Below are 24,421 nucleotides of genomic sequence, written 5' to 3'. Positions count from 1 at the left end.
CGGCCTTCCGAGTCACCCGAGGTGGGGCCGCAGCTCCTGCTCCAGCCTCGCCCGGGGCCGGGCGCCCAGGAGCTGCTGGACGACCTGGCCCTGCTTGAAGAGGAGCAGCGCCGGGACGGAGCGGATGCCGTAGCGCATGGCGGACTCCGGGTTGGCGTCCACGTCCAGGCTGGCCACCTTCAGCCGGCCCCGGTAGTCGGCGGCGATGGCGTCGAGCACGGGCGCGAGGGCACGGCACGGCGGGCACCAGGTGGCCGTGAAGTCCACCAGCACGGGCGCTGGGGACTCCAGCACCTCCCGTTGAAAGCGCGCGTCGTCGAGCGGGATGACGTCTGTCGTCATGGTGTGTCCTCCTGTCGCGGCCGGGCGTGTGGGCCCGGTCTGGGTGTGGCCCAGATGTAGCGCCCGCGCATGGGGCGGGCGAGCGCCCCCGCGGGAACGCTGTGTTGCGCGAAGGGCCCCTAACGGCTCCGGCCGGGCGCGGGCTCGGGGGCGCCGTCCCAGGGGAGGGCGGCGCCGCGCTCGCCGAGCAGCGACAGGAAGGCACGCACCTTGGGCGGGAGCTGCCGCCGGCTGGGATAGACGGCGAAGATGGGGATGCCCGGTGGCGTCTCCGCCTCCAGCACCGGAATGAGCAGTCCGCCGCGCACGTCGTCGGCGACGAGCGAGGCGGGCAGCCGCACCACGCCCAGGCCCGCGCGCGCCGCGGCCTGTCCCGCCCGCACGCTGGGGACGCGCAGCCGGCCCGTCACCGGGACGCTCTTCGCGCCGCGCCCCTCGCCGAAGAACCAGACCTCGTCGGTGCCGGGCGCGGCGAGCAGGACGCAGGCATGGCCTCGCAGCTCCGACGCGGTCCGGGGCGTCCCCTGCCGCGCGAGGTAGGCGGGGCTGGCGTAGTAGCCGGTGCGGAGGCGGCCGAGCCGGCGGGCCACCATGGCGGAGTCCGCCAGCGGGCCCGTGCGCAGCGCCAGGTCGTACTCCTCGGAGATGAGGTCCACGTGCGCCTCCGCCAGCGAGACCTCCACGCGGAGCAGCGGATGGCGCAGGAGCAGCTCGGCCAGGAGCGGCGTGAGCAGCTCGCCCAGCAGGGAGAGGGTGGCGATGCGCAGCGTGCCCTGCGGCGTGACGCGTGTCTCGCCGAGCGCGCGGTTCACCTCGCGGGCCTCCGCGACCAGCCGCGCGCAGTGGGCGTGGTAGTCGCGGCCCACCTCCGTGAGCCGGAGTCCGCGCGTGTTGCGCTCGACGAGCCGGACGCCGAGCCGCTCCTCCAGCGCGGCGAGGCGGCGGCTCACCGTGGATTTGCGCAGGCCCAGCCGCTCCGCCGCGGCGGTGATGCCGCCGGCCGCCACCACCTCCGTGAAGAGCAGCATGTCATCCAGGAGCGGCGGGCTTGGGGGCACGCCGCGAGCCTAGCCTGGACGATGCGTCACGCCGAAGCAGGGAGGGGCCGGCCGCTCAAGGCGCCAGGGTGGGGATGCACGGCGCCTGTCCGCCCGACTCCGCGTAGGCGCGCACCCGGCCCACGAGGTGGCCGTTGTCCGTCTCCGGCGTCGTCTGCCGCCCCTCACCCGCGCCGAAGGAGAAGCCCACCGCGTGCGCGGCGGCCACTTCATCCGGGTGGGAGAAGAAGTAGTCCACGCGGTTGTCCCGCCAGTGCATGTTCGTGTCCGGCAGGTCCATGTTCCCCACGGGGAGCTGCCACCACAGGTTCGGCTTGTTCATCCGCTCGGAAACCGCCTTTGCCCAGGCGAAGGCCTGGTGGAAGTTGGGCCGGGTGGCGTTGGTCGCGTCCCACCACGCGTGCTCGCCCTGGGACTCGTAGAAGCCCGCGTCGCGGTCGGACGCCTCCACCACGACGAAGTCCGCGTCCCCCGCGCCCGCCTGCAGCAGGAAGTCAGCCACCTTGCGCGCCTCGCCGGCCACGTCGAAGGACGCGTGGGTGTTCAGGTACACGTCCAGCCGCGTCGCCCAGGGACTGGCGTGCACACCCACCTTCGCGTTGGGCGCGTACTTGCGCGCCATGGCAATCATGCAGCGCTGCAGGCCCGCGGCGTTGTTCTCCATGCCCGCGCAGTCCGTGGCGTTGGCGCTCGCCACCTGGGCGGGGACGCCGCGCGCGTCGCCGTGGAAGAACTGCACGTAGCCCCACAAGTCGGGCTCGAGGTGCAGCAGCGCCTGCGCGTCGCCCACCTGCTGCACCACGAAGCGCCAGTCCGCGAGGTAGCGCCGCATGAACGAGACGTCATTGAGCGCGCTCAGTTGCTGCTCGCCCTCACCCAGCCCGCTGCCCAGCAGCTGCTGGTAGTAGGTGATGAGCGGGAGCTGGCCGCGCCCCTGGGCCCGGGAGACGAAGCCCCGCACGTAGTCCCCGGGCGGCAGCGTCGTGTCCTGCCAGCAGCCCCACCACGCGCAGCCCCCGCCCTGGCATGACGTGCCCGACGCGCTGCACCCCGACGTGCAGGACGTGCAGACGTTGGGCGAGTCGAACAGGCCCCCGGCGATGTAGAGGGCGTGGATGTCGAACGGCGCGCTGGCCGCGGTGTCGTCCTGCATCTGCGCGCCCACGAGCAGCCGGCGCTCCCCCAGGGACGCCAGGAAGGCCTCGTTGAGGCAGCCGGAGGGCCCCGGGCCCCCGCCGCCATCCGGGACGCCCGTGCCCGCGTCGCCCGTGCCCGCGTCGCCCGTGCCCGCGTCGCCCGAGGGCTTGGGGTCGCCACCGTCATCCGAGCTGGCGCAGCCCGCCATCAGCAGCAGTCCCAGTGTCAGGGAGAGAAGTCGCCTCGGCCTCGTTGGAGCGGGGATGTGCCTCATGTGCCGCACGCTACTCCTCACGCGCGCGCACTGTCTGTGTGGCCTGGGTGACGGATTCAGCGGGGCATTAATAATCCGTCAGGCATTAAAGATAAGAAATTCTTGAATAATGTTTCACGCGGCTGGAGCCTCGGCCTCCCCCTGGCCGGGTCCCTTGGACGGTGCGCACCGCTCCCCGGGTCCGCGGCCCAATCCCCCGAGGACGCGATGAAGACGCGATTGTGGTTGTTCCTGGTGCCCGCGCTGGTGGCGGCGGGCTGTGGTCCGATTGAAGCGGAAGACGCGCCCGTCATCGACGAGTTGACGGGGCAGGTGCTGCTGGAGGCCACCACGAAGTACGACATGCACCGGCTGCTGGAGGACACCGACATCACCGGCAGCCAGTGGATTACCACCGCGCAGGTGCAGGCCTTCCTGCAGCAGAATGGCTCGTACCTGGCGAACTACCGGGATCCGGCCTTCGGCAACAAGACGGCCGCCGCGCTCATCGTCGAGCGCTCCAAGGCCTTCGGCATCAGCCCGCTGTACATGCTGGCCCGCATCCAGGTGGAGTCCAGCCTCATCCAGAGCGGCAACTCCAACAACCTGGCCAAGGCCACCGGCTGTGGCTGTCCGGACACCAGCGGCTGTGACGCGCAATACGTGGGCTTCGGCAAGCAGATTGACTGCTCCGCCAAGAAGCTGCGCGGCTACCTGACGGACCTGGACGCGGGCCGTCCCACCGTCTCCGGGTGGCGCGTGGGCGTGCTGAAGTCCACGTCGGACCCGTGCTCGGTGCGGCCCGCCAACAAGGCCACGGCGGCGCTCTACACGTACACGCCCTGGGTGGGCGCGTATGCCCTCCAGTGCGGCCGCACCAACGTGGGCGGCTCGTCGCTGGTGTCCGTCGTCTACCACCGCTACGAGTCGGCCTATGCCTGGGGCGCCGCCTCCGGCTGCTACTCCGAGACGGCCGACACCACCGTGCCGGAGCTCGGCTGCGTGCAGAGCTCGTCGGACGCCATGTGGCGGCAGTGCCAGTCCGGCGCCTTCACGTCCGGCAGCACCACCAAGCCCAGCAACTGCACCGCGTCCTATGGCTGGTGCTCCTCCGCCACGCTGGGCCGCTCCGTGCCGGCGCGCACCTGCGTGCAGTCCAGCGGCGACGGACAGTGGCACCAGTGCGGCGCCAACAGCTCGTGGCTCAGCGCGCCCTCCGCGCCCATCTCCGGCGCGGGCCCCGCGGGCTCCTGCTTCGCGATGTACGGCCTCTAGACCTGGGTGTGCGGCGGCTCCCGCCCGGAAGGACGGGAGCCCGCCGTGCCTCAGTACTGGTTGGTCCAGATGAGGTCCAGGCCGCCCGAGCGCGCGTCGCCGTACTGGCCCTCCAGGCTCCAGCGCGTGCCCAACTGGTACTCGAAGCGCACCGCGTTGGCGTTCTCTCCCTGCTGGAGGTTGGCGCCCACCCGGCCGGTGTAGCCGACGTAGATTTTGTCCGTCACGTAGGTGCCGACCTCCAGCTTGGTGCCCGCGATGCCGGAGTCGCCGGCCTCGATGGACACCACGTCCAGGGGCAGCTTCGCCGCCAGCGCCTTGCGCGCCTCGTTGGCCACCAGCGAGCCCACCACGGACGCGGCCTGCGCGCTGGCGTTCATGGACGCCCCCGAGCTGCGCTCCAGCGTGCGCCGGCCCGTGGCCAGCAGCGTGTAGATTTCAGACTCCGGCAGCGGCGGGTCGCTGGTGGGCTTGAGCGTGATTTCGCGCCCCTGGCCCCGGATGGTGACGAACACGGTGACTTTGGCGCTCTCGTTGCGGTGCTCGGCGGTGACGTTGATGTACGGCGTCACGGCCGGGCCGGTGAAGCGCACCTGGCTGTCGCGCTGGATGTCGAAGCGGCGGCCCAGCACGTCCACGCGTCCGCGCAGCACGCGCACCTCGCCGAACAGGCGCGCCACGTCCGTGTACTCGACGCGGAAGTCCTCCGACAGCCCCAGCTCCGCGTTGATGTCGGAGCCCTTCACCCAGAGGTTGCGGGGCGCGTTGACGTTCACCCAGAACACCATGGGGGGCGAGGCCGCTTCGTCCTCGCCCACCCTCCCCGCGTCCTCCGCTGGGGACGCGCCCTCCGCGGGGGCCCCGCCGGGAGTCTCCGCGGCCCGCGCCTGGGCTTCCTCCTTGCGCTTCTTCGGGTCCAGCGGCTCGCCGTCGCGCACCAGCACCACGTCGCCGGGGCGCTCCAGCGCCTGGAGGTCCTTGCGCTTGGCCTCCGGCAGCTCGATGGTGGCCTCGGGGATGGCCACGTTGCGCAGGTTGACCAGGCGCTGGGACAGCGTGCCCTCCACCTTCGCGCGCAGGCTCACCAGCGCCATGAGCTGGTCGTCGACGATGATGGGGAAGTCGCGCATCACCAGCGGCGGGTCGGACGTCCCCGGGCTGGACAGCTCGTACTCGCCCCGGGCGTTGCGCACCGCCGTCAGCGGCGAGTTGAGGTTCATCGAGCCATTGCCCGCCTTGGCCGCCAGCGTGGTGATGGCGACGGACTCCCGGCTGGCCTTCAGGGCGAGCTGGATGTCGCGGTACTCGCCCAGGCCCATCAGCCCCAGCTTGCCGTCCTTCCACTCCAGGCTGCCGTTGAAGCCAGGCGCGCCCAGGGTGCCGGTGACGCTCGCGTCCGCCTGGAGCACGCCGCCGATGCTGCGCAGCATCTCCACGGTGCCCGACAGGAAGGACGGGTTGAAGTTGCGCGCCTTGAGGGCGACCTCCACCGGCGCGTTGTCCGTCTTGAGGCCCTGGTTGATGGCGGGCAGCGACACGTCCAGGCCCAGGCCTCCGTCCACCAGCATGGTGCCGCCCCCCGGCTCGGTGAGCAGCAGGTCGAACCGGGAGCGGGTGTCCTTGTACGTGTAGTTCAGCCGCACCTGGCCCAGGCCCGTGTTGCCCACGCCCAGGTCCTGCACGCCCGCGGTGAGCTCCAGTTGCGGCGTGTCCAGCGTGCCCCGGGCGCCCAGCTCCATCGCCAGCACGCCCTGGATGCCCGTGGGCCGGCCGCCCTGCGGCGGCGGCGCGCCCTGCGCCACCGGCGACGCCGCGGGGGCCAGGCCGGGCAGCTCCTGCAGCGGCACCGGGCCCACGCGGCCGGTGAGGTCGAAGGGGATGTGGCCGTACACCTCGCGGTCCTGGAGCGCGCCCAGCGGCGCGGCCAGCCTGAGGGCGAGCTGCGCCAACGGGCCGGACTGGCGCTGCGCGTTCAGCGTCAGCTTCACGTCCTGGTCGCCGCCCACGACGTCGAGCTGTCCGTTCATGGGCGGCAGCCCGTTCAGCGTCGCCGCGTTGGCCTGCACGCGCAGCGTCGCCCGCGGCACCAGCACCGAGCCCTCGAAGTCGAGCTGCGCCGTCACCGTGCCCTCCGGCTGCTGCACGCCGCTCAGGCCCTTCAGCAAATCCAGGGGGAGCCGCGTCACGCGGGCCTCCACGCCCAGCGTCGCGGCGAAGAGCGCGTCGGGCGTGGGCGGCTTCGCCATCAGCCCGCCCACCGTGAAGGGGGTCCGCACGGCCACGTACGTCTCGGGGCCCAGGCCCTCCACGTCCAGGCGCGCGTCCAGCGTCCGGTCCTCGCGGTCCGAGGCGGCGCGGAGCTGGAAGGCCAGCGGCCGGGGCAGGGAGAAGCCCGGCGGCGGCGTCTGGTAGCGCACGTCCTGCCCGCGCAGGGTGAAGTCCAGCAGGGGCTCTCGCGCGGGGCCCTCCACCTTCAGGGTTCCGGACAGCCGGCCGCTGGCGCTCTCCGGCTGGCCCGCGAGCTTCATGGCGCCGGCGACGTCCAGGTCCTCCAGCTTCACGTGCACGGACATCGCGTCGCGCCGGCGCTTGAGCACGCCCTGCACCGGGACGTCGAACTCGGCGGCGAGCCGCGCCACGGGCAGGCGGGCCGCCAGCGTCCCGGTGGCGCGGTCCTTCACGTAGCGCGCCTTCAGCTCCGCCTGGAGCCCCTCGTAGCCGCGCGCCTGACCGTCCGCCAGCCGGAGGTCGGCCTCCGCGTCGGGCCGCGCCATCCTCCCGCTGACGGCGGCGTGGCCCGTCAACCGGCCGCCCAGGCCCAGGGACTCCGGGACGAAGGACCTGGGCAGCCGCGACAGGTCGAACGCGCCCAGCTCCACGCGCGCGGTGACGCGCTGGCCGCGCATCGCGCCCTGGAGGGACAGCGTCTGCCCCTCCGACGCGAGCCGCAGCGGGGGCGCCACCTCGACGGTGCCTCCGCCGAAGCCCAGGTGCGTGGGCGCCTGGAGCGTCCAGGTGGCCTCCGGCCAGAACAGCGCCATCTGTTGGATGGCCAGGCCCTGGTTGTCCGCGTCCACCAGGCCGTTGAGCGTGAGCCCCAGCTCCACGTCTCCGGCGACGCGCACGCTGGCGTCCAGCGCCCGCTCCCGCGTGGCCAGCGTGACGGCGACGTCGCGCAGGTTCCGCTCGGCCGCCCTCAGCCGGGACACCACCAGCGTGGCGTTCGACGTGAGGGGCCGGCTGACGTCCGGCATCTCCAGCTTCAGGGACACGTCCTGCGCCGCCACGTCGCCGTACCGCAGCGCCGCGAAGCCGCCGTCCACCTTCACCGCGGGCGTGCGCAGCGGGCCCTTCACGGAGAAGTCCAGCGTGCCGTTGCCCGCCATGGGCGCCACCACGCCCGGCATCAGCTTGGAGAGCATCTGCGACAGCAGCGCGAGGTTGCCGGCGGTGAGGCCGCCCTCCAGGCTCACCGACTCGGCCGTGCCGTCGCCCCGGGCCTGCAGGGCCACGCCCGGCGCGAGCATCCGCAGCCGCATCAGCGAGTACCGCCCCTCCTTCGCGCTGGCCTCCAGCTCCACCGGGCCCAGCGGCTGGCCCAGGTACTCGGACGGGGAGACGGTGAGCTTCACCTCGCCCTCCAGCGTCTCCAGGCTCGTGCCGCCGCCCTTCGCGTCCAGGTCCGCGGCGATGCGCGTCCTGGGGCCCTGCGCCATCAGCTCCGACAGGTCCACGTCGCGCGCCTTCACGGACAGGCCGTCCGTGCGCAGCCGCTCCAGGTCCAGGCCGCCCTTGACCGCGAGCGAGGCGCTGGCGGCCCTCGCGGTGACGTCCACCCGCGCCGCGTCGCCGTCCAGCCCGGCCGTGCCCTCCGCGGACACCGGTACCAACAGGGGCCAGGTGGGCACGAAGGCCCGCAGCAGCTCGGGCGGCGCGGACAGGCGCCGCAGCGTCAACCCCGCCTGGAGCTGGCCCTCTGGCATGCCCGGCGGCGTCTGGGGCGGGAGCTGCGCGCGGCCGCTGGCGTCCAGCACCAGCCCCGCGGCCTCCAGGTCCACGTCGCCCTCGAAGGCGCCTTCCTCGCCGCTGGCCTTCAGCGCCAGCCGCACGGGCCCTGGCACGGGCCGGGCGAGGCTCGCGGTGGCCTCCAGGCTCGCCCCCACGCCCTGCGTCGCGGCGGCGTAGCGGGCCGAGCCCCGCGCATCCAGGTCCTCCAACCGCACCCGCCGATCGCCGCCCTCGGGCAGCGCCTGGCGGAAGTCGACGTAGCCGTCCTCGAGCACGAGCTGATGCAAGTCCAGCTTCAGCGAGCCACGGCCCGTGGAGGGCTCCTCGGGGCTGGGCGTGCGGGGCTCCAGCGCGCGCAGCAGGTTCAGCCCGCGCTCGTCCTGGGCCAGGTACAGGCGCGGCTGCTCGATGCGCGCGGACGGGAGGTCCACGTGCTGGCGCACCAGCCCCGCCAGCCGCGCGCGCACGTCCACCCGGGCAATCTCCGCCACCAGCTCGCCCTCGGGGTCATACAGCTTCACGTCCTCGAGGATGACGCCGCCCAGGGACAGGTCCAGGCGCCCCAGCGCCAGCCGGCCGGAGAGCTGCTCGTTGGCCAGGGGGAGCGCCTTCTGGACGAGCCACGCCTCTCCGCGCGACGTGGTGGCGAACACGAGCGCGCCCGCCACGAGCAGCACGACGAGGCCCAGCAGGCCCAGCAGCCCCCACAGGACACGGCGGCCCCAGCGCGCTGGCCGGCGGGGTGGGGGAGGCGCGGCGCTCGGGGTGGGTTCCGTCAAAACGCCTCTCCAATCGACAGGTGCAGCGCGCACTGCCCGTCCGGAGCGCCCGCGAACGCGCCGCTGGGCGTCGTCGGCCCGGTGGGCCTCCACCGGCTCCCGATGCCGAAGCAGCCTCCGGACTCGGGATAGATGTATCCCGGGGTGGAGACGGGCAATCCCCTGCCGATGTTCAGCCGCCGGGCGATGTCCAGGCGGATGGGCCCGACGACGGTCAGATACCGCAGGCCCATGCCCACCGCGTGGTAGTGCTGGGGGCCGAAGAGCTTGGGCCGATTCGAATGGGCGAAGTCCTCGATGCCCACCAGGCCCGTGTCATAGAAGGCCGCCACCATCAGGCTCTCCGTGAACTGGTAGCGCATCTCCACGGACGTCTCGAAGAGGCTGTTGCCACCCACGGGCACGGTGTCCCACTCCTCTGTCTGGACGACTTCGGGGACGCCGTCGCCGTCCACGTCCGCCGTGCGCTGCAGGGCGGCCAGGGGGGACAGGCGCTGGCCGTTGAAGCCGCGCATGAAGGTGCCGCCGCCGGAGAAGAAGCGGGTGACGATGGAGCTCTGGCCGCCGCCCGCGGGGTTCAGCGTGCCCGCGCGCACCTTCGCCGCCAGGATGAGCCGCTTGTCCTCGCCGAACGAACGGTAGAAGCGCAGGTCGGGCAGCAGGCGGACGTAGTTGAAGTCGCCGAAGAGCGGGCCGCCGCCCTTCTGGAGGGAGAGGGAGAGGTAGTAGCCGTCTCGCGGCTCGATGACGTCGTCGCGCCGGTCCCAGGTGAAGGCCAGCTCCAGGAAGCTGAGCGCCGTGTTGCACTGGTCCTGGTCCCCGCTGCAGCCCAGCACGATGGGCGGCACGCGGGAGTCGGCGCTGACGCGGCCGCTGAGCCGGTACACCTGGAGGTTGTACGAGGGGAAGATGGAGAAGTCCGGGTGCGGCTGCCAGATGACGCCCGTCTGGAGCCTGCCGCCCCAGAAGTCATAGGCCTGCTCCAGGCCCTTCTCCACGCTGAGCGAGTTCTGCGCCCGCAAGTCCCGGAACAGGAAGCGGGGCTGCTCGTACTCGGCGGTGACGTCGAAGACGGGGCCGTTCTTGTTGAAGTCGAGCACGTTGGGGATGAAGGCGTAGCCCAGCCGGCCGCGGACGGTGAAGCGGCGCAGCCCGCCGCCGAAGTTGCGGTGCGTCCACTCGCCCACCGCGCGGACCTCCTGCCGGGCCGCGTCCACGCCCACGCCGCCGCCCAGGCGCACCGAGCGGAAGGGCGCCTCGCGCACGTCCACCACCACCGGCACCGTGCCGGACTCGCGGTCCGGGGCGCCGCGGTTCACCTTCACCGCGCCGAACACGCCCATGCGGAAGACGCGCGCCTGCGCGTTGGCCAGCGCCGTCTCGCTGTACCAGTCCCCCTTCTTCAGCGCGCCCGTCACCTGCTCGATGATGCGGCGCGGAGGCACCTGGGGATTGGCGTCCGTGGCGACGAAGGTGTTGCCGAAGCGGTAGCGGATGCCGGGCCGGGTGCGCAGCTCCACCACCGCCTGGCGGGTGTCCACGTCCACCCGGACCTCGCCGTCGACCTCGGCCTCCGCGTAGGCCAGCTCGCGCAGCCGCTCCTGGACGCGGACCTTGGTCTCCTCCCAGGCCTCTTCCTTGAAGACGTCGCCCTCGCGCAGGGGCAGGTCGTCCAGCACGTACTCCCGGTGCTCCTCGCGGACCTCCTCCGGCAGCGTGTCCAGGCCCGTCACCTGGATTTCGCTGATGCGGGTGGGCTCGCCCTCCTGCACCGTGACGTCGATGGCCACCTCGCCTTCGCCGTCCGGCTTCACGTCGGCGTTGACGACCTGGGCCTGGTAATAGCCCTGGGCCTGGTAGTACCGCTCGATGCGGCGCAGGTCCGCCTGCCACGCGTTGGCGTCGAAGTAGCTGGGGCCGCCAAAGGGCCAGAAGCCCCAGAAGGGCGTCGCCGTGGTGAGGATGCGGTCCTTGATGGCACCCTCGCTCACCTGGTCCGTTCCCTGGATTTCCAGGTCGGTGACCTTGGGGCCGGAGGGCGGCGTACCGGTGGTGGCGCAGGCCGCGGTGAGCAGCAGCGCGAGCGGAGTGGCGAGGCGGAGGTGTCTGAGCAGGGCGGCGGCCACGGGAGGTTTCATAGCCGGAAGGCTCGCGGCCCCAACACTTCTTCCGTCCGGGATGGCAGGCGTTTGTCGCATACCGGCACGTCGGGCCGGCTCCCAGTGTCCGCTGTTCCGGACTGCCCCCGCGCGAGGACGTGCAAGCCGCGCCCGGCTGGCCCAAGATAGGGCTCCATGGCTCTGTCCCGGCGAATGAGAAGCCTGGTGTTCTCCGTGCTCGCGGTCTGCGCGTCCTCGTGTGGTGTGTCCGAGGACGAGGCGGTGCGCCCCAGGGAAGGTGAGGGCTTCTCGGACGCGCCCTACTGCGGCTCGTTCGGCTGCGTGAACCCGTATCAGTACTGCGCCGAGGTCTTCCTGGAGTTCGGCCGCTCGCCGCCCATCTGCGTCTTCGACGACGTCTGCGAGCGGCTGGAGTGCGTCAACTCCAACCGCACCTGCGCCCTGTTCGACGGCTTCCCGGCCCAGGTGAAGTGCATCGATTAGGGGCGCGGTGGACGCCCGGGGGCTTGTGAGCCCTCGGGCGGACGGCGTCTTCAGCGCCGCGCGGACGCGGTGAGCCAGGCCAGCCGCTCGGCGGCCTCGCGCGTGCGCGAATCCGTGAGCAGGTCGCTCACGTTCTGTTCAATGCGGTACGCCCAGTTCGAGTCGCTCATGGAGCCGGGCAGGTTGATGCGGTCCCGCGTGCCGAGCACGTCCTGCCAGGGCAACACGCACAAGTCGCTGTTGGCGTTGAGCGCCGAGGCCAGCATGGCCCGGTGGACGTCCGGGGTGAACTCGCGGGTGATGGCCACGCCGTTGAGCTCCGGCCAGGAGCGCGCCGCCGCGTGGCGCTCGTGGTCGCCCGCGCCCTCCCACCACTCGGCCACGGTGTCGGTGTCATGGGTGCCGGTCGTCACGAGGGACACCGCGGGGAACTGGCGCGGGTCGCGGTAGTGGTTGTCGTCGCGCTCCCAGCGCATCACCCGGTAGCCGGGCAGCTCGAGCTCCGCGAGGATGTGGCGCACGAAGGGCGGAATCACGCCCAGGTCCTCGGCGACGATGCCGGCGCCCTCGGAGAGCAGGCGGAAGGTCTTCTCCCCCAAGCGGCGGTGGCTCTCCTCATCCGGGGGGATGAAGCGCCCGGTGGGCGTCTGCGCGTCGCGAATCCACTGGCGGAAGTACCCCACCGCGTGGTCCACCCGGCGCAAGTCATAGTAGCTGGCCGCCTTCTTCGCGCGCATCTTCAGCCAGGCGAAGTCGTCCTTCTCCATGGCCGCCAGGTCGAAGTAGGGCAGGCCCCAATCCTGGCCCGTGGAGGAGAAGTCATCCGGGGGCACGCCCAGGCGGGCGTCACGCCGCAGGATGTCCGGGTGCGCCCACACGTCCGCGCTGTCCTGGCCAATGATGAACGGCTCGTCGCCGCACAGGAGGACGTCCTTGGCGCGGGCCTGCGTCCGCACCTCGTTCCATTGCTGCTCGGCCACCCACTGGAGCCAGGCGTGGTAGCGCACGCGGCGCTCCAGCTCCCGGGACTTCTGGGCCAGGGCCTCGGGCTGACGGGTGCGCAGCGGCTCGGGCCACTCCCACCACGGGCGGCGGTCCTCCTGCTCGCTGATGGCGGTGAAGAGCGCGTAGCTCTCCAGCCACTCGCCCTGGGCGTCGCGCCACTGGCGGAAGGCCTTCGCCCGCTCGGACCGCGGCGCCCAGTGCTGCTGCTCGAAGACGTCGAAGGCGCGCGCGAAGGCGGCGTCCTTGAGCGGGAAGACCAGGTCGTAGCGCACGCGCGGCGCCGACCGGGCCTCGGCCAGTTGGGCGCGCTGCGCGTCGGACAGGGCCGCCTCGCCGCCGGCCGCGGTGAACTCCGGCAGCCGCTGCAGGTCGATGAAGAGGGGATTGAGGCCGAAGGCCGAGCGCGTCGCGTACGGGCTCGGGTCGCCAGGCGCGGTGGGGAGCAGCGGCAGCACCATCAGCATCCGCTGGCGAGCGGCCTTCATCCAGGTGAACAGGCCCTCCAGGGCACCGAAGTCGCCAATGCCGAAGTCAGTCTGGGCGCGGAGGGAGAAGAGCGGGAGCAGAAGACCGGAGAGCCGGCCGGGTGTGGACATGGTGCGATGCAATCTGCCCCAGCCCCGCGCCGGTGGGAACTGCTGACGCTCTCCGGATGCACCCGGGTTCTTCGCTTTCCGAACGGAAGGGCCGTTAACATCCACGCGTGAACTGGTTGCCGGAGTCCTTCTACGCCCGTCCCGCGCTGGTGGTCGCCCGGGAGCTGCTCGGCACCCTGCTGGTGGTGGAGGAGGCCGGGCAGCGCCGGGTGGGCCGCATCGTGGAGACGGAGGCCTATATCGGGGCGCATGACCTGGCGTGCCATGCCTCCAAGGGGCTCACCCCTCGCACGGAGGTCATGTTCGGCCCGGCCGCCGTGGCGTACGTCTATCTGATTTATGGCATGCACCACTGTTTCAACGTGGTGACGGATGCACCGGGCGTGGGCGCGGCGGTGCTGGTGCGGGCGGTGGAGCCGGTGGAGGGGCTGCCCCCGGGGACGCGCACGGACGGGCCGGGGCGTCTGTGCAAGGCGCTGGGCCTCACCCGGGCGCACAACCGGCGGGGGCTGTGCACGCCGGCGCTGCACCTGAGCGCCGGGACGCCTGTTCCCGAGTCAGGCGTGTCCCGGGGGCCGCGCATCGGCGTGGACTACGCCGGGCCGTGGGCCGCCGAACCCTTCCGTTGGTGGGTCCGGGACAGTCAACGCGTCAGCAAGGGGCCTTCGCCGGGGCGCCGCAAGCCCGCTTGACGGCGGGCTTCCTGGCTGGTTGGGTGCGCTCCGCCATGTCCGACGAGGCCGTCAGGGAAGAGGACCGTGAGCTCCTTTCCCGTGCACAGGATGGGGACGTTTCCGCCTTCGAGGCCCTGGTGGATGCCCACCGGGACAAGGTGTATGGCCTGGCGCTCCGGATGACCCGTTCGGAGGCCGACGCGGCCGAAATCACCCAGGACACCTTCCTGTCCGCCTATCAACACCTGAAGGACTTCCGGGGGGACGCGGCCTTCGGCTCCTGGGTGCACCGCATCGCCGCCAACCATGCGCTCATGCGCCTGCGCCACCGGCGCGTGGCCCAGGCAGCCGAGCAGGAGCTCCAGGGCCCGGAGTTCACCGAGCGGGGCTCCCTGGCGGACTACCCCCAGACGGACTGGAGCCGGGACGCCGAGGAGAAGGCCCTGGACGCCGAGCTGGGGACCGCCATCCAGCAGGCCTCGGACCGCCTGCCCGAGGGGTACCGGGAGGTCTTCCTCTTGAAAGACGTGGAGGGCCTCAGTTACGAACAGATTGCAGAAGCGACCGGGGACTCCATCCCCGCCATCAAGAGCCGGTTGCACCGGGCACGGCTCGCGCTCCGTGAAGCCATCGACGCTTTCTACAACCGGGACAGCCGCGAGTTGTGAAACGCGACGAAGCGCTCGGCATCATCGAGAGGAACGAGGGCGCGCCGCAGCCAGCCGAGGTTCGGATGTACAACTGCAAAGACTCCATCAACCTCCTGCTGGAATTCCTCGATGGAGAGATGTCTCCCGAGGACGCACAGCACCTGCGTGAGCACCTGCGAGGGTGCAGTCCCTGTGTGGATTTCCTGCGCACCTACCGGGCCACGCCCGGGCTGTGCAAGAAGGCGCTGGCGGCGAAGATGCCGAAGGAAGTCTCCGAGAAGCTCACCGAGTTCCTTCGCTCCAAAATCAAGTCCGCCTCGTGAACCTGAAGTCACTGTCGTTGCCGGAGCTGGAGGCCGCGCTCGCGCCGCTCTCCCCGTCCCCCGCCGCCGTCCGCAAGGTGTTCGCGGCCGTCTTCGCCCATGGCGCTCAGGGCGTCGAGGACGTCGCCTCGGCCCGGCAGGTGCCTCGCCGCGTGGGTGACCACCTGCGGGCCCACGCGCAGATGCCGAAGCTGGAAATCGTCGAGCGCCGTCGGGCGGACGACGGCTTCGTGAAGTACCTCTTCGACTCGCCGCTGGGCGGGCGCATCGAGGCGGTCCGCATCCCCATCTTCGACGAGAAGTACGTCATCTGCGTCTCCAGCCAGGTGGGCTGTGCGCTGGCGTGCGACTTCTGCATGACGGGGAAGTTGGGCTTCAAAAGGAATCTCCAGACCTGGGAGATTCTGGACCAGGTGCTCCAGGTGCGGGCGGAGGCGGACCGGCCGGTGCGCGGGGTCGTCTTCATGGGGATGGGGGAGCCGCTCCTCAACTACAAGGAGACGCTGCGGGCGGCGGACATCCTGCGCCACCCGGCCGGGTTCTCCATCGCGGGCGAGGCGATTACCTTCTCCACGGCGGGCCATGTGCCGGCCATCCGCCGCTACGTTCGTGAAGGGCACCCCTACCGGCTGGCCTTCTCCGTGACGAGCGCCATCGCGGAGAAGCGCGCCCAGGTGCTCCCGATTGAGAAGACGCACCCGCTGCCGGAGCTCATCGCCGCCATCCGCGAGTACAGCGAGGTGCGGCGCGAGCGGGCGATGATCGCCTACGTGGCCATCAGCGGCTTCAACATGGGCCGTGAGGACGCCGAGGCGCTGAAGGCCGCCTTCGAGGGCATCCGCATCAAGGTGGACCTCATCGACGTGACGGACCCCACCGGGAAGTACCTGCCGCCCACGGCCGAGGAGCTGAGCGCGTTCAGGGACCACCTTCAAATCCTCAAGTCGCCGGTGGCGCGGCGGTACTCGGGGGGCAAGGACATCGGGGCGGCGTGTGGCACGCTGGCGGCCACGCAGTACGGGGGCACGGTGATGCCGCGGCCTCCCGAGCCCCCTCCACCGGCGACGACGTAAAGCGGCGCTGGCCGGCAACTCGCGTCCCCTGAGGGATGTTCACCGTCAGCGGGGCTGGTGCGGATGCACCTTTCGTCCTGGCGGCGTCCGACCTAAATCCGACGGAGCACGGCTCGCTGGAGGTCGCACGCCCGGATGGTGGAATACATCGACCAGCTCATCTCGGCCCTGGGGCCCCTGGGCCTGCTGGTCCTGGGCGTGGCGGCGATGCTGGAGTACGTCGTGCCGCCCTTTCCCGGGGACACCATCACCCTCCTGGGGGGCGTGTACGCGGTTCGTGGTTCGCAGCCGTGGATGCTCGTCTTCCTGGTGGTGACGGTGGGCAGCGTGGCGGGAGCGGCCATCAACTACGCGGTGGGCCACTGGTTGGCGAAGCGCTTTGATGCCCACCCCGAGCGCAGCTTCTTCGGCATCACCCATGCGCGGCTGGAGCAGGTTCAAGCGCGCATGCGTGTGAATGGGCCATGGCTGCTGCTGGTGAACCGTTTCCTGCCGGGCATCCGGGGGCTCATCTTCGTCGCCGCGGGGGCCTCGCGCATGCCCCGGTTCAACGCGCTGGCGCTGGGCGCGGTGTCCGCCATGGCACACACCGGGCTGGTGTTGGGGTTGGGCGCGGCGGTGGGCGGCAACCTGGAGCGGCTGACGGCGCTCGTCGCGCGGTACCAGTACGCGGTGGTGGGGTTGGTCGTCATCGGGGCCATCGGCGTGGGCATCCGGATGTTGGCTCGGCGCCGTGCCCCCGCGCCGGGGCCCTGAGTTCGTCCCAGGACGGCGCCTCGCCGTTGCATTGCAGGGGCTCGCGGTCGCGCGCTTGAGTCGCGGCCATGCATCCGCGTACGCGTTCCTGGGGTCCCCTGCTGCTGGCGCTCGCGCTCGGCATGGGCGGGTGCCAGCCGGGAGATTCGGGAACGGGAGGCTCGCGCCTGGGCTTCCGCCCCAGGGACACCGTGCTGGACTTTGGCCGGGTGCTGGAGGGGGCTCAGGCTCGCCGCGCGGTGACGGTGCTGGCCACCGGCCGGACGAGCCTGACGGTGGCGGCGTCCGTGCAAGGCCCCTTCGCCCTGGCGACGTCTGAAGCGGTTGTGCCCGGCGGTGGCGCCACGGAAGTGGAGGTCGTGTTCACCGCGGGCCATGGGCCTTCGGAGGGGACGCTGGTGTTGTCGGGCGCGGGACTGACGGCGTCCGTCCGCCTCATCGGCATGGGCATCCGGCCCGCGCCGTGCCCGGAGCGGCCCTGCCATGAGTCCCGCTTCGACGTGGCGTCGGGGATGTGCGTGGAGACGCCGCTGGAGGAAGGTGCCGCGTGCACGCCGGACAGCCGCTGCCTCGTGGACGGACGCTGTCAGGCGGGAGCCTGTGTGGGCAGCCCCAGGACGTGTGATGACGACAATCCGTGCACGGTGGATGCGTGTTCGCCAACGCAGGGGTGTGTGACGACGCAGGCGGCGTGTCCCGCACCGGAGAGCCCCTGCAAGGTGGGCGTGTGCGACCGGGACGAGGGCTGCACGGCGGTGGATGCTGACGATTTCAGTCCTTGCGGCCCGGTGGATTGCCAGACGGCGCGCCTCTGCTTCAGTGGGACATGCCGGGCGGTGACTCCGCCTGAGGGCTTCGTCTGTGCTCCCGCCACGGCGTGCCAGGGCGAAGGCACCTGCCAGGGAGGCGTTTGCCAGCGTCCGGCCCCTGTGGAGCTTGAGCCGGAGCTCAGCCTGGACCTGGAGGGAGCGCCGGTGGAGGACGGGCGCGGGGCCGTGTTGCTCGTGTCGGAAGACGCCATCTTCACCTCCGTCTGTGGTGGGGACGCGGGCTGCCAGTTGGTCGCGTACACGCGCTCGGGCCTGCTGCGTTACGCGGCGCCATATCCGGATGGCGGAGCGAGGACGCTGCTGGCCGTATCGGATGCCGGGGTGGTGGTGCATGCACCAGATGGCATGGAGGCCTACGCGCCGCGCGGAACGGGGGCTCGCCTCTGGCATGCCTCCTGGAACTCGCTGGGAGCGGGCGAGGGCGCATCGGTCGCAAGCCACGTCGCGCTCACACGCGAGGAGGACGTCCTCGCGTATGTCGCGTGGCGGGGCATGCCGGATGCGGGAAGCGTGGAAGACGGAGGCTCCGCACCCGATTCGGCGAGGCTGGTATGGCTGGCGGGAGGCGCGGATGCGGGCACGCGGTTGGGTGTATCGCCGGTGGAGGCCTGGCGAGGCGAGGCCCGGTTGGGACTGGACGCCGAGGGCGTGGCCTACCTCTACACGGCCGATGGGCGATTGGCACGAGTGGACGAGGCCGCCGGTGGCGACGCCGTACGAGACGCACGCCGTGCATTCACCGGAGCGCGCAGCGGCAACCCGAAGCCGAACGACGTCCCTGCCATCCCTGACGCGAAGGCGGGTACTCGCTCGAAGGGGCTCCACGCGGCATCTGCTGCGGATGGGGGCACGGAGTTGATGTTGAGCGCGATGGTGGACGGTGGCATCCCGGATGGGGGCGCCTCCCTGGCAATCGCAGGGGGGCGGCTGTTGGTGGGGGCCCGCGCCCTGGTGCCCTTGGATGGCGGTGCGCCAGTCCTGGTCGTGGATGGGGACGACGGAGCCGCGGCACGAATTCCCATCGCGGAGCCCGCGTTGCTGCCTCCGGCGGGACTGCCTGGGCATCTCTTCGCTCGTGCGTGCGCGCGGACAGACGGTATCCCCTGCTCGATGCAGGAAGAGCGCGTGGTGCTCCGTGCCATGAATCCGGAGTCCGGGCACGTGGTGTGGGAGGTGGATGCGCTTCCGAACGACACGGCCCCGGGGGCGGTGTACGAGGCCGCTTTGCTCCAAGGGGACGCGGTGGGGGTACTTGCCGACGCTGCGCTGCCAGAAGGCCGCCAGACCTGGATTCAATTCTTTGCGCGAGGCGCACGCGTAGGCAGTTGCCCGCTCCCTGAACGTCCATACGTGGCAGGTGCCGCCTTCCAGGAGCAGCACCTGTATGTCGTCTTGAGTCGGAACGGCGTGTGGCGCTTGGAAGTGTACCGTTTGGGCAAGGACTTCAAGGTGGAAGACCGTGGTTGGCCTCAGCGTCATGGCAGCTCGGCACGCACCCGCAGCGAGCCGCCGTAAGGCCCGCGCCCAACGGACAGCTTTCGCGTCAAGTACCCGGGCTCTCTCCGCCAACCCGGAGCCACCAGCGAAAATCCAATCCGGGCACGAATGCGGACGCCCATGAAGGTCGCCAGTAAGGCCACGGCCGGGTCCTCACCCAGCCTGAAGCACGTCCCATCGTTTGTGAGTGGCGTGCCTTTGATATTCCGCAACCGTTGGAAGAGCCGCCCCCAGCAAGGCGCCATGCCTCGCTCGTGCCGGCCTCGGGCGTGCGGTCGTGGAAGGAACGCTCATTCCGAGCGCGTCTCAGTCCGCCAGCCCTGTCGTCACGTCAACGAAAGGAATCTCCGTCAGCCATTCACCGGTCGATTGGCGCGAAGCGGTGGAAGGAACGCTCATTCCATGAGGACAGCGTCGGGAGGGCGGTTCCTTTCGTCCTGGAGTGAGACGAGGACACGCGCTGGATGGACTTCCCCCTTCATCAAAGTACGGCCGTGGAAGGAACGTTCGTCTCACGAAAACAGCTTTCGGCGGCCATTCCTATAGCGTGGGAGTGGGGCCTCACGCCGGACCGACCGCTCCCCTTCATTCAAGGACGGCCGTGGAAGGAATGTTCATTCCGCGAGAACAGCTTCCAAAGGGCAGCCCTTCCAGGCGGGAGTGGGGCATCCTCGAGCGGGACCAGGTCGTCGAAGCGGAGCTCCGCCAGTCCGCAGGGTCCAGGCTTCCCATACAGCGAGTCAGGTCCGACTCGTGGTTGGGAGGCGCAGACGTGGGCTGCCATCTTCATTCGCAGATGCTGGTGCTTCGAGCCTCCGTCGGCCGCGTTCCTGTCCTTGAGCTCGTCTACGCGTCAGCTCACTGAGGCCCCCATTGCGCCTGTCGCCACGGAAGAACGGGCGCACTCGTCGTGAATCTATAGGGGGGCACGCACTCAACCCCGGAGCCGGACGACGATCGCGCGTCGAGTGAGTCCCTCTCGCGCCTTGCCCTGCCCTCCGTCGGGGGAGGGGTCGCGCGTTCCGGTCGCGGCGCGGTCTCAATCGCAGCGAATTTGCTACCGGAGTCTGGGGCGTTCGGGCCTGGAGTCCCGGCCGCTCCCGCTCTCGCTGCCGGAGCCTGTCGTCTTGGAAGGAACGTTCATTCCAGTGCGAGAGCGCTGCCAAGGGGGACGACTCAGGCATCAGGACTCGATGCACTCCGCGCGTTCGGCCATGTCAGACCCACCTTGTAGATAGGTCATCGTCGCACGAACGTCACTGAAGGCGTCGTGGCGCAGGGGTGGACGGGGGAGGGCGGATGTACACGTTGGCGCAGTTGCGCGAATCCAGGTTGTGTGACGCGGCGGAGTTGCTGGCCCAGCGGGGTCTGGACAACGTGCGGGCCGCGGAGCTGGCCCGTGCCACGCGGCTCTCGGTGGGCTCGCTGTACCGCTACTACGGCAGCAAGCAGGGCATCGCGAGGGCGATACGGGCCCTCACCGAGCGCGACCTGTCCTATGCCTGTTTCGTCGCCTACCAGATGGCGGACGGCGACCCGCTGAGGCAGGGGTTTCGCGACGTCTTCCTCGCCTTCTGGCGCGAGCTGGCGACCTGGGCGCTGCTGCAGCCCCACCTCGTGGGCTTCACCTTCCTCCACCCCCATCCAGACGCGGACACGCCGGGGGAGCATGACGGGCGGACGCGCGCGCAGGTGCTGGAGGTGCTCGGACATGGCGAGCGGGAGGGGGCCTTCCCAAAGGGGCGCACGTGGATTCACGAGTGCATGGTGTGGGGAGTCCTCGCGGAGCTCGTGCGCCGGGCGGGCCAGGGCGAGGGGATGCGTGAAGAAGACGTCCAGATTACCGGAGAGGCCCTCTGGCGGGCGCTCGCTCCGGAGGCGCCCGACAACCCACGAGGTGGCGGCATTCCCCCTCCTGACGAAGGGCTGCCTCAGCGAGAAGTTCTCCCAAGTCCGTGCGTGAGCGTTGTTGCAGTGGGGGTGTGTGGTGATTCGTTTGAATCGCGCGACGGCGGTGGCGCTGTTGCCGGGTGTTTGCCCGCGGCGCATCCGGCTTCGGGCCAGCGCGAGCGTGTGGGGCGGCGGGATGCTGGGTTTCCATGCCTGCCCCAGAACACAACGCCATCTCCGTCGCCTCGGTGCACGTGTGCCACTCCTGGTGAAGGCCCTGGCTCCTCTTGTGGTGCGGACGGTATCGGGGGACGGGATGGGTGGGCGCGGCGCTTCGAGCAGATGCCTCAGGCGCGGCGATGCGCAGGCGGACTGACGTGTCGCCTGCGCATCGCGATGCCACCTTGGGGCACGGAGGCTCAAGGGGCGCGACATGTCGGGCCGGGACCTCCGACGGCCCCGGCCCCTGGTGGGGCGCCTGGCCGCCGCTTGTCAGGTGGCTGCGTTCGGGTCCACCCACAGGTCTTCGAAGCGCACTTGGGGCGGTGTCTGGTGCAGCCGCAAATTCTGCACAGCGGGTGTTGCGGCTGCGTGGGCGCGGTCGTGGTACAGCGGGATGAGCGGGCAGTCCTCTTGGAACAACTTCTCCGCGCGCAGGTAGAGCTGGCGCCGCAGCTCGGGGTCGATGGAGACACGGGCTTCGGCCGTGAGCCGGTCCAGCTCCGGGTTGTGGTAGCCCATGGGGAAAACAGTCTGGGCGCTGGAGTTGAGGAGGAAGTTCAGGAAGGTGTCTGGGTCCGGGTAGTCGGCCAGCCAGCGGTTGCGGAAGGCGGGGAGCCGTCCCTCTGTCACCTGCGCCGTGTATTCCTCTCGCGACATTTCCACGTAGCGCAACTCCAGCAGCCCTGCCTGAAGCAGTGGACGGAAGAGCACCGCATCCTCCGCGGAGTGGTCATGCCCGGTGGGACGGTGCAGCGTCAGCCGCAGCCGGCGCAGGCCGGCCTCGCGCAGCAGTTGCTCGGCGAGGGCGACGTTGGGCACGGGGGCGGGCCCCATGTCCGCGTCATCCAACAGCTCGGGCGGCGTCAGCGAGCGCGCCACGCGCGCGCCCGGGTGGAATTGGGCCACCATCGCCTGGACGTCCATGCCCGCGCGGAGGGCTCGGCGCACACGTCCGTCATCGAAGGGGGGCTCCCGGTGGTTGAGCACCACGAAGGCGGTGGACGGCGTGGTGCTCGCGGCCACCTGGAAGGCCTCCAGACCGGGCACTTCCACGTGCTCCGTGTCGAGGAAGGACACCAGGTCCACCGCCCCCTGCTTCAGCAGCGTCACCGCTTCCCTGCGTGAGCCGGTCAGCAGGAATTCCAGCCGCTCGACCAGCGGCCCTCCGGAGCGCCAGTAGGAGGGGTTGCGCTCCAACACCACGCGCTCGGGTTCCAGGGAGAGGAGCCGGAACGGCCCGGTGCCCACCAGCCGCCCGTTGGCGTCTGTCCGGGCCACCGCGGTGGCGGTGAGCGCCATCAACTGGAGGAAGAAGGCCTTCGGCTCGCGCAGGCGGATCTCCAGCGTGTGGTCGTCCAGGACCTCCAGGCCCGAGACGTCGCGTGCCATGCCCGCGGCGTAATCGGATGCGCCCTCCACGTCCTCCAGGAGGCTCCGGTCGGGGGACCGGAGCGCCGGGTCCAGCAGGCGCTCCAGGTGGCGCTTCACGTCACCCGCCGTGAGCAGCGTGCCGTCGTGGAAGGTGACGCCGCGGCGCAGATAGAAGCGGTAGCGGCGCGCGGAAGGGTCGGCGTCCCAGCGCTCGGCCAGGTCGGGCTCCAGCCCACCGTCCTCCCTGCGTACCAGCGTGGAGAACACGCACGCGGTGAGCTCGGAGACCTGGTTCTCCACGCTGAAGAGCGGGTCCACCGCCTGCCGGTGCCGCAGGGACGCGGCCTGGTGCATCCCTACGCGCAGCGTTCCTCCAGAGTGGGGCGTTGGGAGCTTGAAGTGGTACACCTCGGCTTCGAGGCCCTCGGCTTCGTGGCCCAACTGGTCCACCGTGCGCGTCAGGTCGTCTCCAATTCGGATGACCCGGCGCGCGTCCTCGCGCACCTGCGCCACTTCCTCGCGAATGGACGCATCGGCCTTGGTGAGCACCACGTTGGCGGAGCGCAGTTCCTCCAGTGCGGCGCTCAGCCGCACCACCGATTCGGAGAGGTCCCGCCCGGTGCGCGCCTGGGCCTCCGCCTTCTGCGAGGCGCCCTGTCCCACGCGGGCCATCTCCTGCGTCTGGCGCAGCAGCTCGCGCGCATGGCCGGACTGCTCGATGGCCATGCGCGTGACGTCCTCCACCCGCAGGGCGACGCGTCGGCTGGCCTCCACCACTGTGGCGCCCTGGGCCTCCAGCCGCTGCGTCTCCGCCACGGTGGCCTCGACGGCGGTGAAGGTGCGCTGGGTGATGGTGCGAATCTCCACCAGGGCTTCCGCGGCGCGGTCGCCCAGGGCCACTCCGGCGGTGGCTCGCTCGCGGCCTTCCTGCACCAGCGCCACCGCCGTCTGCACGGCGTCACGCACGCCCGCCACCATGGCGCCGATTTCGCGGGTGGAGCGCGTGGTGCGTTCAGCCAGGTTGCGAATCTCGTTGGCCACCACGCCGAAGGGGCGCCCCTGCACGCCCGCCTGGGCGGCGATGATGGCGGCGTTGAGGGCCAGCAGGTTCGTCTGGTCCGCAATCTCCTGGATGACGTCGACGATGCGCCCGATTTCCGTCGAGCGCGTGCCCAGCATCTCCATCAGCTCGGCGGCCTTCCGGACTGTCTCCTCCACCCGGTACATGCCCTTGACGCTGTCACCCACCAGCACTTCGCCACGCTCAGCGGTGGCCGTGACGGCGATGGCGAGCTGATTCGTCTCGTTGGCGCGGCGGCGCACCGAGTCGATTCCGCCCTCGACCGCGGCGACGAAGTCCTCGGCCTCGCTGGCGAAGCGGCCGAGCTCGTCGCCGGACGCGGCGATGTTGGCCATCCGCTCCGCCATGGCCTGCATCAGCGACGTGGTGTTGTGCGCGAAGGTGTTGACCTGCGCGAGCGAGTCCACCACCTGCTCCAGCCGCTCCGTCATCTCCAGCAGCGCGCCGGTGGTGTCGACGGCGAAGACCTCCAACTGGTGCACCCGCTTGCCGGCCACCTGGAGGCTGCCGCCCATGCCGCTGACGGCTTCCAGGGTCCGCTCCACCGCGCCGCCCTGCCGCCGGGCGGCCTCCAGCAGCATCCGGGCCTGGCCGCTCACGTCCGTGCTGGTGCGGTGCAGGTTGGCCGTCACCCGTTGCACCTGGGCCAGCGCGCGCCGCAGGGACAGGATGAGCCGGCGTACGTCCTCGTGGCCTTCATAGCGCGGGCCCACCGTGGTGGTGAGGTCACCCTCCGCCAGCCGTGCCATCACCTGCCGGCGCACCTTCCGCCGCAGCGCCGCCCAGCGGAACCACGCGAGGTAGCCGCCTGCCAGGTAGAGCGCGGGCGTGGCGAGCAGCACCACCGCCCAGGTGGCATTCGCCAGCGGCCCCCGGACACGGCCCGCAGCAGCCCCCCCAGGAGGAGCGCGGAGACCAGCCCTGCCGCCAGGCCGAACGTGAACAGGTACCGTTTGGCGCCCATGAAGGACTGGCACGCTACTCCGCCTTCTCGCGCG

General features: G+C 71.0%; 14 protein-coding genes and 2 pseudogenes. 9 read left to right on the top strand and 7 right to left on the bottom strand.

The genetic code is table 11. The features are described 5' to 3' along the window. Positions 1-12: 12 nt before the first annotated feature. The 3 genes from trxA to MYMAC_RS31135 all read right to left on the bottom strand — a co-directional run bounded on the left by trxA (position 13) and on the right by MYMAC_RS31135 (position 2,811). Entirely contained in the window at positions 13-342 is a 330-nt protein-coding gene (gene trxA, locus MYMAC_RS31145) for a thioredoxin (RefSeq protein ID WP_095960700.1), read from the bottom strand. A 119-nt stretch (positions 343-461) separates the two neighbouring features. Then, positions 462-1,370, bottom strand: coding sequence for a LysR family transcriptional regulator (locus tag MYMAC_RS31140; RefSeq protein WP_013937902.1), 909 nt, complete (start codon positions 1,368-1,370; stop codon positions 462-464). 85 nt (positions 1,371-1,455) lie between these two features. Beyond that, complete coding sequence (locus MYMAC_RS31135; RefSeq protein WP_239989121.1) at positions 1,456-2,811, bottom strand: hypothetical protein; 1,356 nt, start codon at positions 2,809-2,811, stop codon at positions 1,456-1,458. 207 nt (positions 2,812-3,018) lie between these two features. Here MYMAC_RS31135 and MYMAC_RS31130 point away from each other — a divergent pair, with 207 nt between their 5' ends. Then, on the top strand, positions 3,019-4,065 hold the full coding sequence (locus MYMAC_RS31130; protein WP_043710262.1) for a hypothetical protein: 1,047 nt from the start codon (positions 3,019-3,021) through the stop codon (positions 4,063-4,065). A 50-nt stretch (positions 4,066-4,115) separates the two neighbouring features. Here MYMAC_RS31130 and MYMAC_RS31125 read toward each other — a convergent pair whose 3' ends face one another. Both MYMAC_RS31125 and MYMAC_RS31120 read right to left on the bottom strand, forming a co-directional pair. Further along, entirely contained in the window at positions 4,116-8,852 is a 4,737-nt protein-coding gene (locus MYMAC_RS31125; protein WP_095960698.1) for a translocation/assembly module TamB, read from the bottom strand. Beyond that, positions 8,849-10,990, bottom strand: coding sequence for a BamA/OMP85 family outer membrane protein (locus MYMAC_RS31120; protein WP_095960697.1), 2,142 nt, complete (start codon positions 10,988-10,990; stop codon positions 8,849-8,851). The genes MYMAC_RS31125 and MYMAC_RS31120 overlap by 4 nt, the downstream gene beginning before the upstream one ends. Positions 10,991-11,146: 156 nt before the next feature. Between MYMAC_RS31120 and MYMAC_RS31115 the strand changes: the two genes are divergently transcribed. Next, a complete protein-coding gene (locus MYMAC_RS31115) occupies positions 11,147-11,455 on the top strand; it encodes a hypothetical protein (RefSeq protein ID WP_043710265.1) in 309 nt (102 codons plus the stop codon). A gap of 50 nt (positions 11,456-11,505) precedes the next feature. Here MYMAC_RS31115 and MYMAC_RS31110 read toward each other — a convergent pair whose 3' ends face one another. Then, positions 11,506-13,056, bottom strand: a complete 1,551-nt coding sequence (locus MYMAC_RS31110; protein ID WP_095960696.1) for a 4-alpha-glucanotransferase — start codon at positions 13,054-13,056, stop codon at positions 11,506-11,508. Positions 13,057-13,163: 107 nt separating this feature from the next. Between MYMAC_RS31110 and MYMAC_RS31105 the strand changes: the two genes are divergently transcribed. From MYMAC_RS31105 to MYMAC_RS38085, 7 genes and pseudogenes are all read left to right on the top strand, one after another. After that, a complete protein-coding gene (locus tag MYMAC_RS31105) occupies positions 13,164-13,748 on the top strand; it encodes a DNA-3-methyladenine glycosylase (RefSeq protein WP_095960695.1) in 585 nt (194 codons plus the stop codon). 35 nt (positions 13,749-13,783) lie between these two features. Then, positions 13,784-14,398 (top strand): RNA polymerase sigma factor, encoded by a 615-nt coding sequence (locus MYMAC_RS31100; RefSeq protein WP_013937910.1) that lies wholly within the window; start codon positions 13,784-13,786, stop codon positions 14,396-14,398. Next, entirely contained in the window at positions 14,395-14,703 is a 309-nt protein-coding gene (locus MYMAC_RS31095; protein WP_013937911.1) for an anti-sigma factor family protein, read from the top strand. The genes MYMAC_RS31100 and MYMAC_RS31095 overlap by 4 nt, the downstream gene beginning before the upstream one ends. Beyond that, a complete protein-coding gene (locus tag MYMAC_RS31090) occupies positions 14,700-15,776 on the top strand; it encodes a radical SAM protein (protein WP_095960694.1) in 1,077 nt (358 codons plus the stop codon). The genes MYMAC_RS31095 and MYMAC_RS31090 overlap by 4 nt, the downstream gene beginning before the upstream one ends. A gap of 135 nt (positions 15,777-15,911) precedes the next feature. After that, on the top strand, positions 15,912-16,532 hold the full coding sequence (locus tag MYMAC_RS31085) for a DedA family protein (RefSeq protein WP_013937913.1): 621 nt from the start codon (positions 15,912-15,914) through the stop codon (positions 16,530-16,532). A 68-nt stretch (positions 16,533-16,600) separates the two neighbouring features. Then, entirely contained in the window at positions 16,601-18,877 is a 2,277-nt protein-coding gene (locus MYMAC_RS31080; protein WP_095960693.1) for a hypothetical protein, read from the top strand. A gap of 1,281 nt (positions 18,878-20,158) precedes the next feature. Next, a pseudogene (locus MYMAC_RS38085) lies at positions 20,159-20,269 on the top strand (hypothetical protein); the annotation flags it as partial. 972 nt (positions 20,270-21,241) lie between these two features. On the opposite strand, the pseudogene MYMAC_RS31065 reads toward MYMAC_RS38085, so the two are convergent. Then, positions 21,242-24,387, bottom strand: a pseudogene (locus MYMAC_RS31065) (ABC transporter substrate-binding protein). Positions 24,388-24,421: the final 34 nt, after the last annotated feature.

It is taken from the genome of Corallococcus macrosporus DSM 14697 (assembly GCF_002305895.1).
Classification (GTDB): domain Bacteria; phylum Myxococcota; class Myxococcia; order Myxococcales; family Myxococcaceae; genus Myxococcus; species Myxococcus macrosporus.
The sequence above is the reverse complement of the archived record's forward strand: the minus strand, read 5'-3'. Positions and strand labels throughout refer to the sequence as shown.

Excerpts from the sequence above, each read along its gene's own strand:
- trxA (WP_095960700.1), bottom strand. The coding sequence starts at position 342 with ATGACGACAGACGTCATCCCGCTCGACGACGCGCGCTTTCAACGGGAG.
- MYMAC_RS31140 (WP_013937902.1), bottom strand. The coding sequence starts at position 1,370 with ATGCTGCTCTTCACGGAGGTGGTGGCGGCCGGCGGCATCACCGCCGCG.
- MYMAC_RS31135 (WP_239989121.1), bottom strand. The coding sequence starts at position 2,811 with ATGAGGCACATCCCCGCTCCAACGAGGCCGAGGCGACTTCTCTCCCTG.
- MYMAC_RS31130 (WP_043710262.1), top strand. The coding sequence starts at position 3,019 with ATGAAGACGCGATTGTGGTTGTTCCTGGTGCCCGCGCTGGTGGCGGCG.
- MYMAC_RS31120 (WP_095960697.1), bottom strand. The coding sequence starts at position 10,990 with ATGAAACCTCCCGTGGCCGCCGCCCTGCTCAGACACCTCCGCCTCGCC.
- MYMAC_RS31115 (WP_043710265.1), top strand. The coding sequence starts at position 11,147 with ATGGCTCTGTCCCGGCGAATGAGAAGCCTGGTGTTCTCCGTGCTCGCG.
- MYMAC_RS31110 (WP_095960696.1), bottom strand. The coding sequence starts at position 13,056 with ATGTCCACACCCGGCCGGCTCTCCGGTCTTCTGCTCCCGCTCTTCTCC.
- MYMAC_RS31100 (WP_013937910.1), top strand. The coding sequence starts at position 13,784 with ATGTCCGACGAGGCCGTCAGGGAAGAGGACCGTGAGCTCCTTTCCCGT.
- MYMAC_RS31085 (WP_013937913.1), top strand. The coding sequence starts at position 15,912 with ATGGTGGAATACATCGACCAGCTCATCTCGGCCCTGGGGCCCCTGGGC.
- MYMAC_RS31080 (WP_095960693.1), top strand. The coding sequence starts at position 16,601 with ATGCATCCGCGTACGCGTTCCTGGGGTCCCCTGCTGCTGGCGCTCGCG.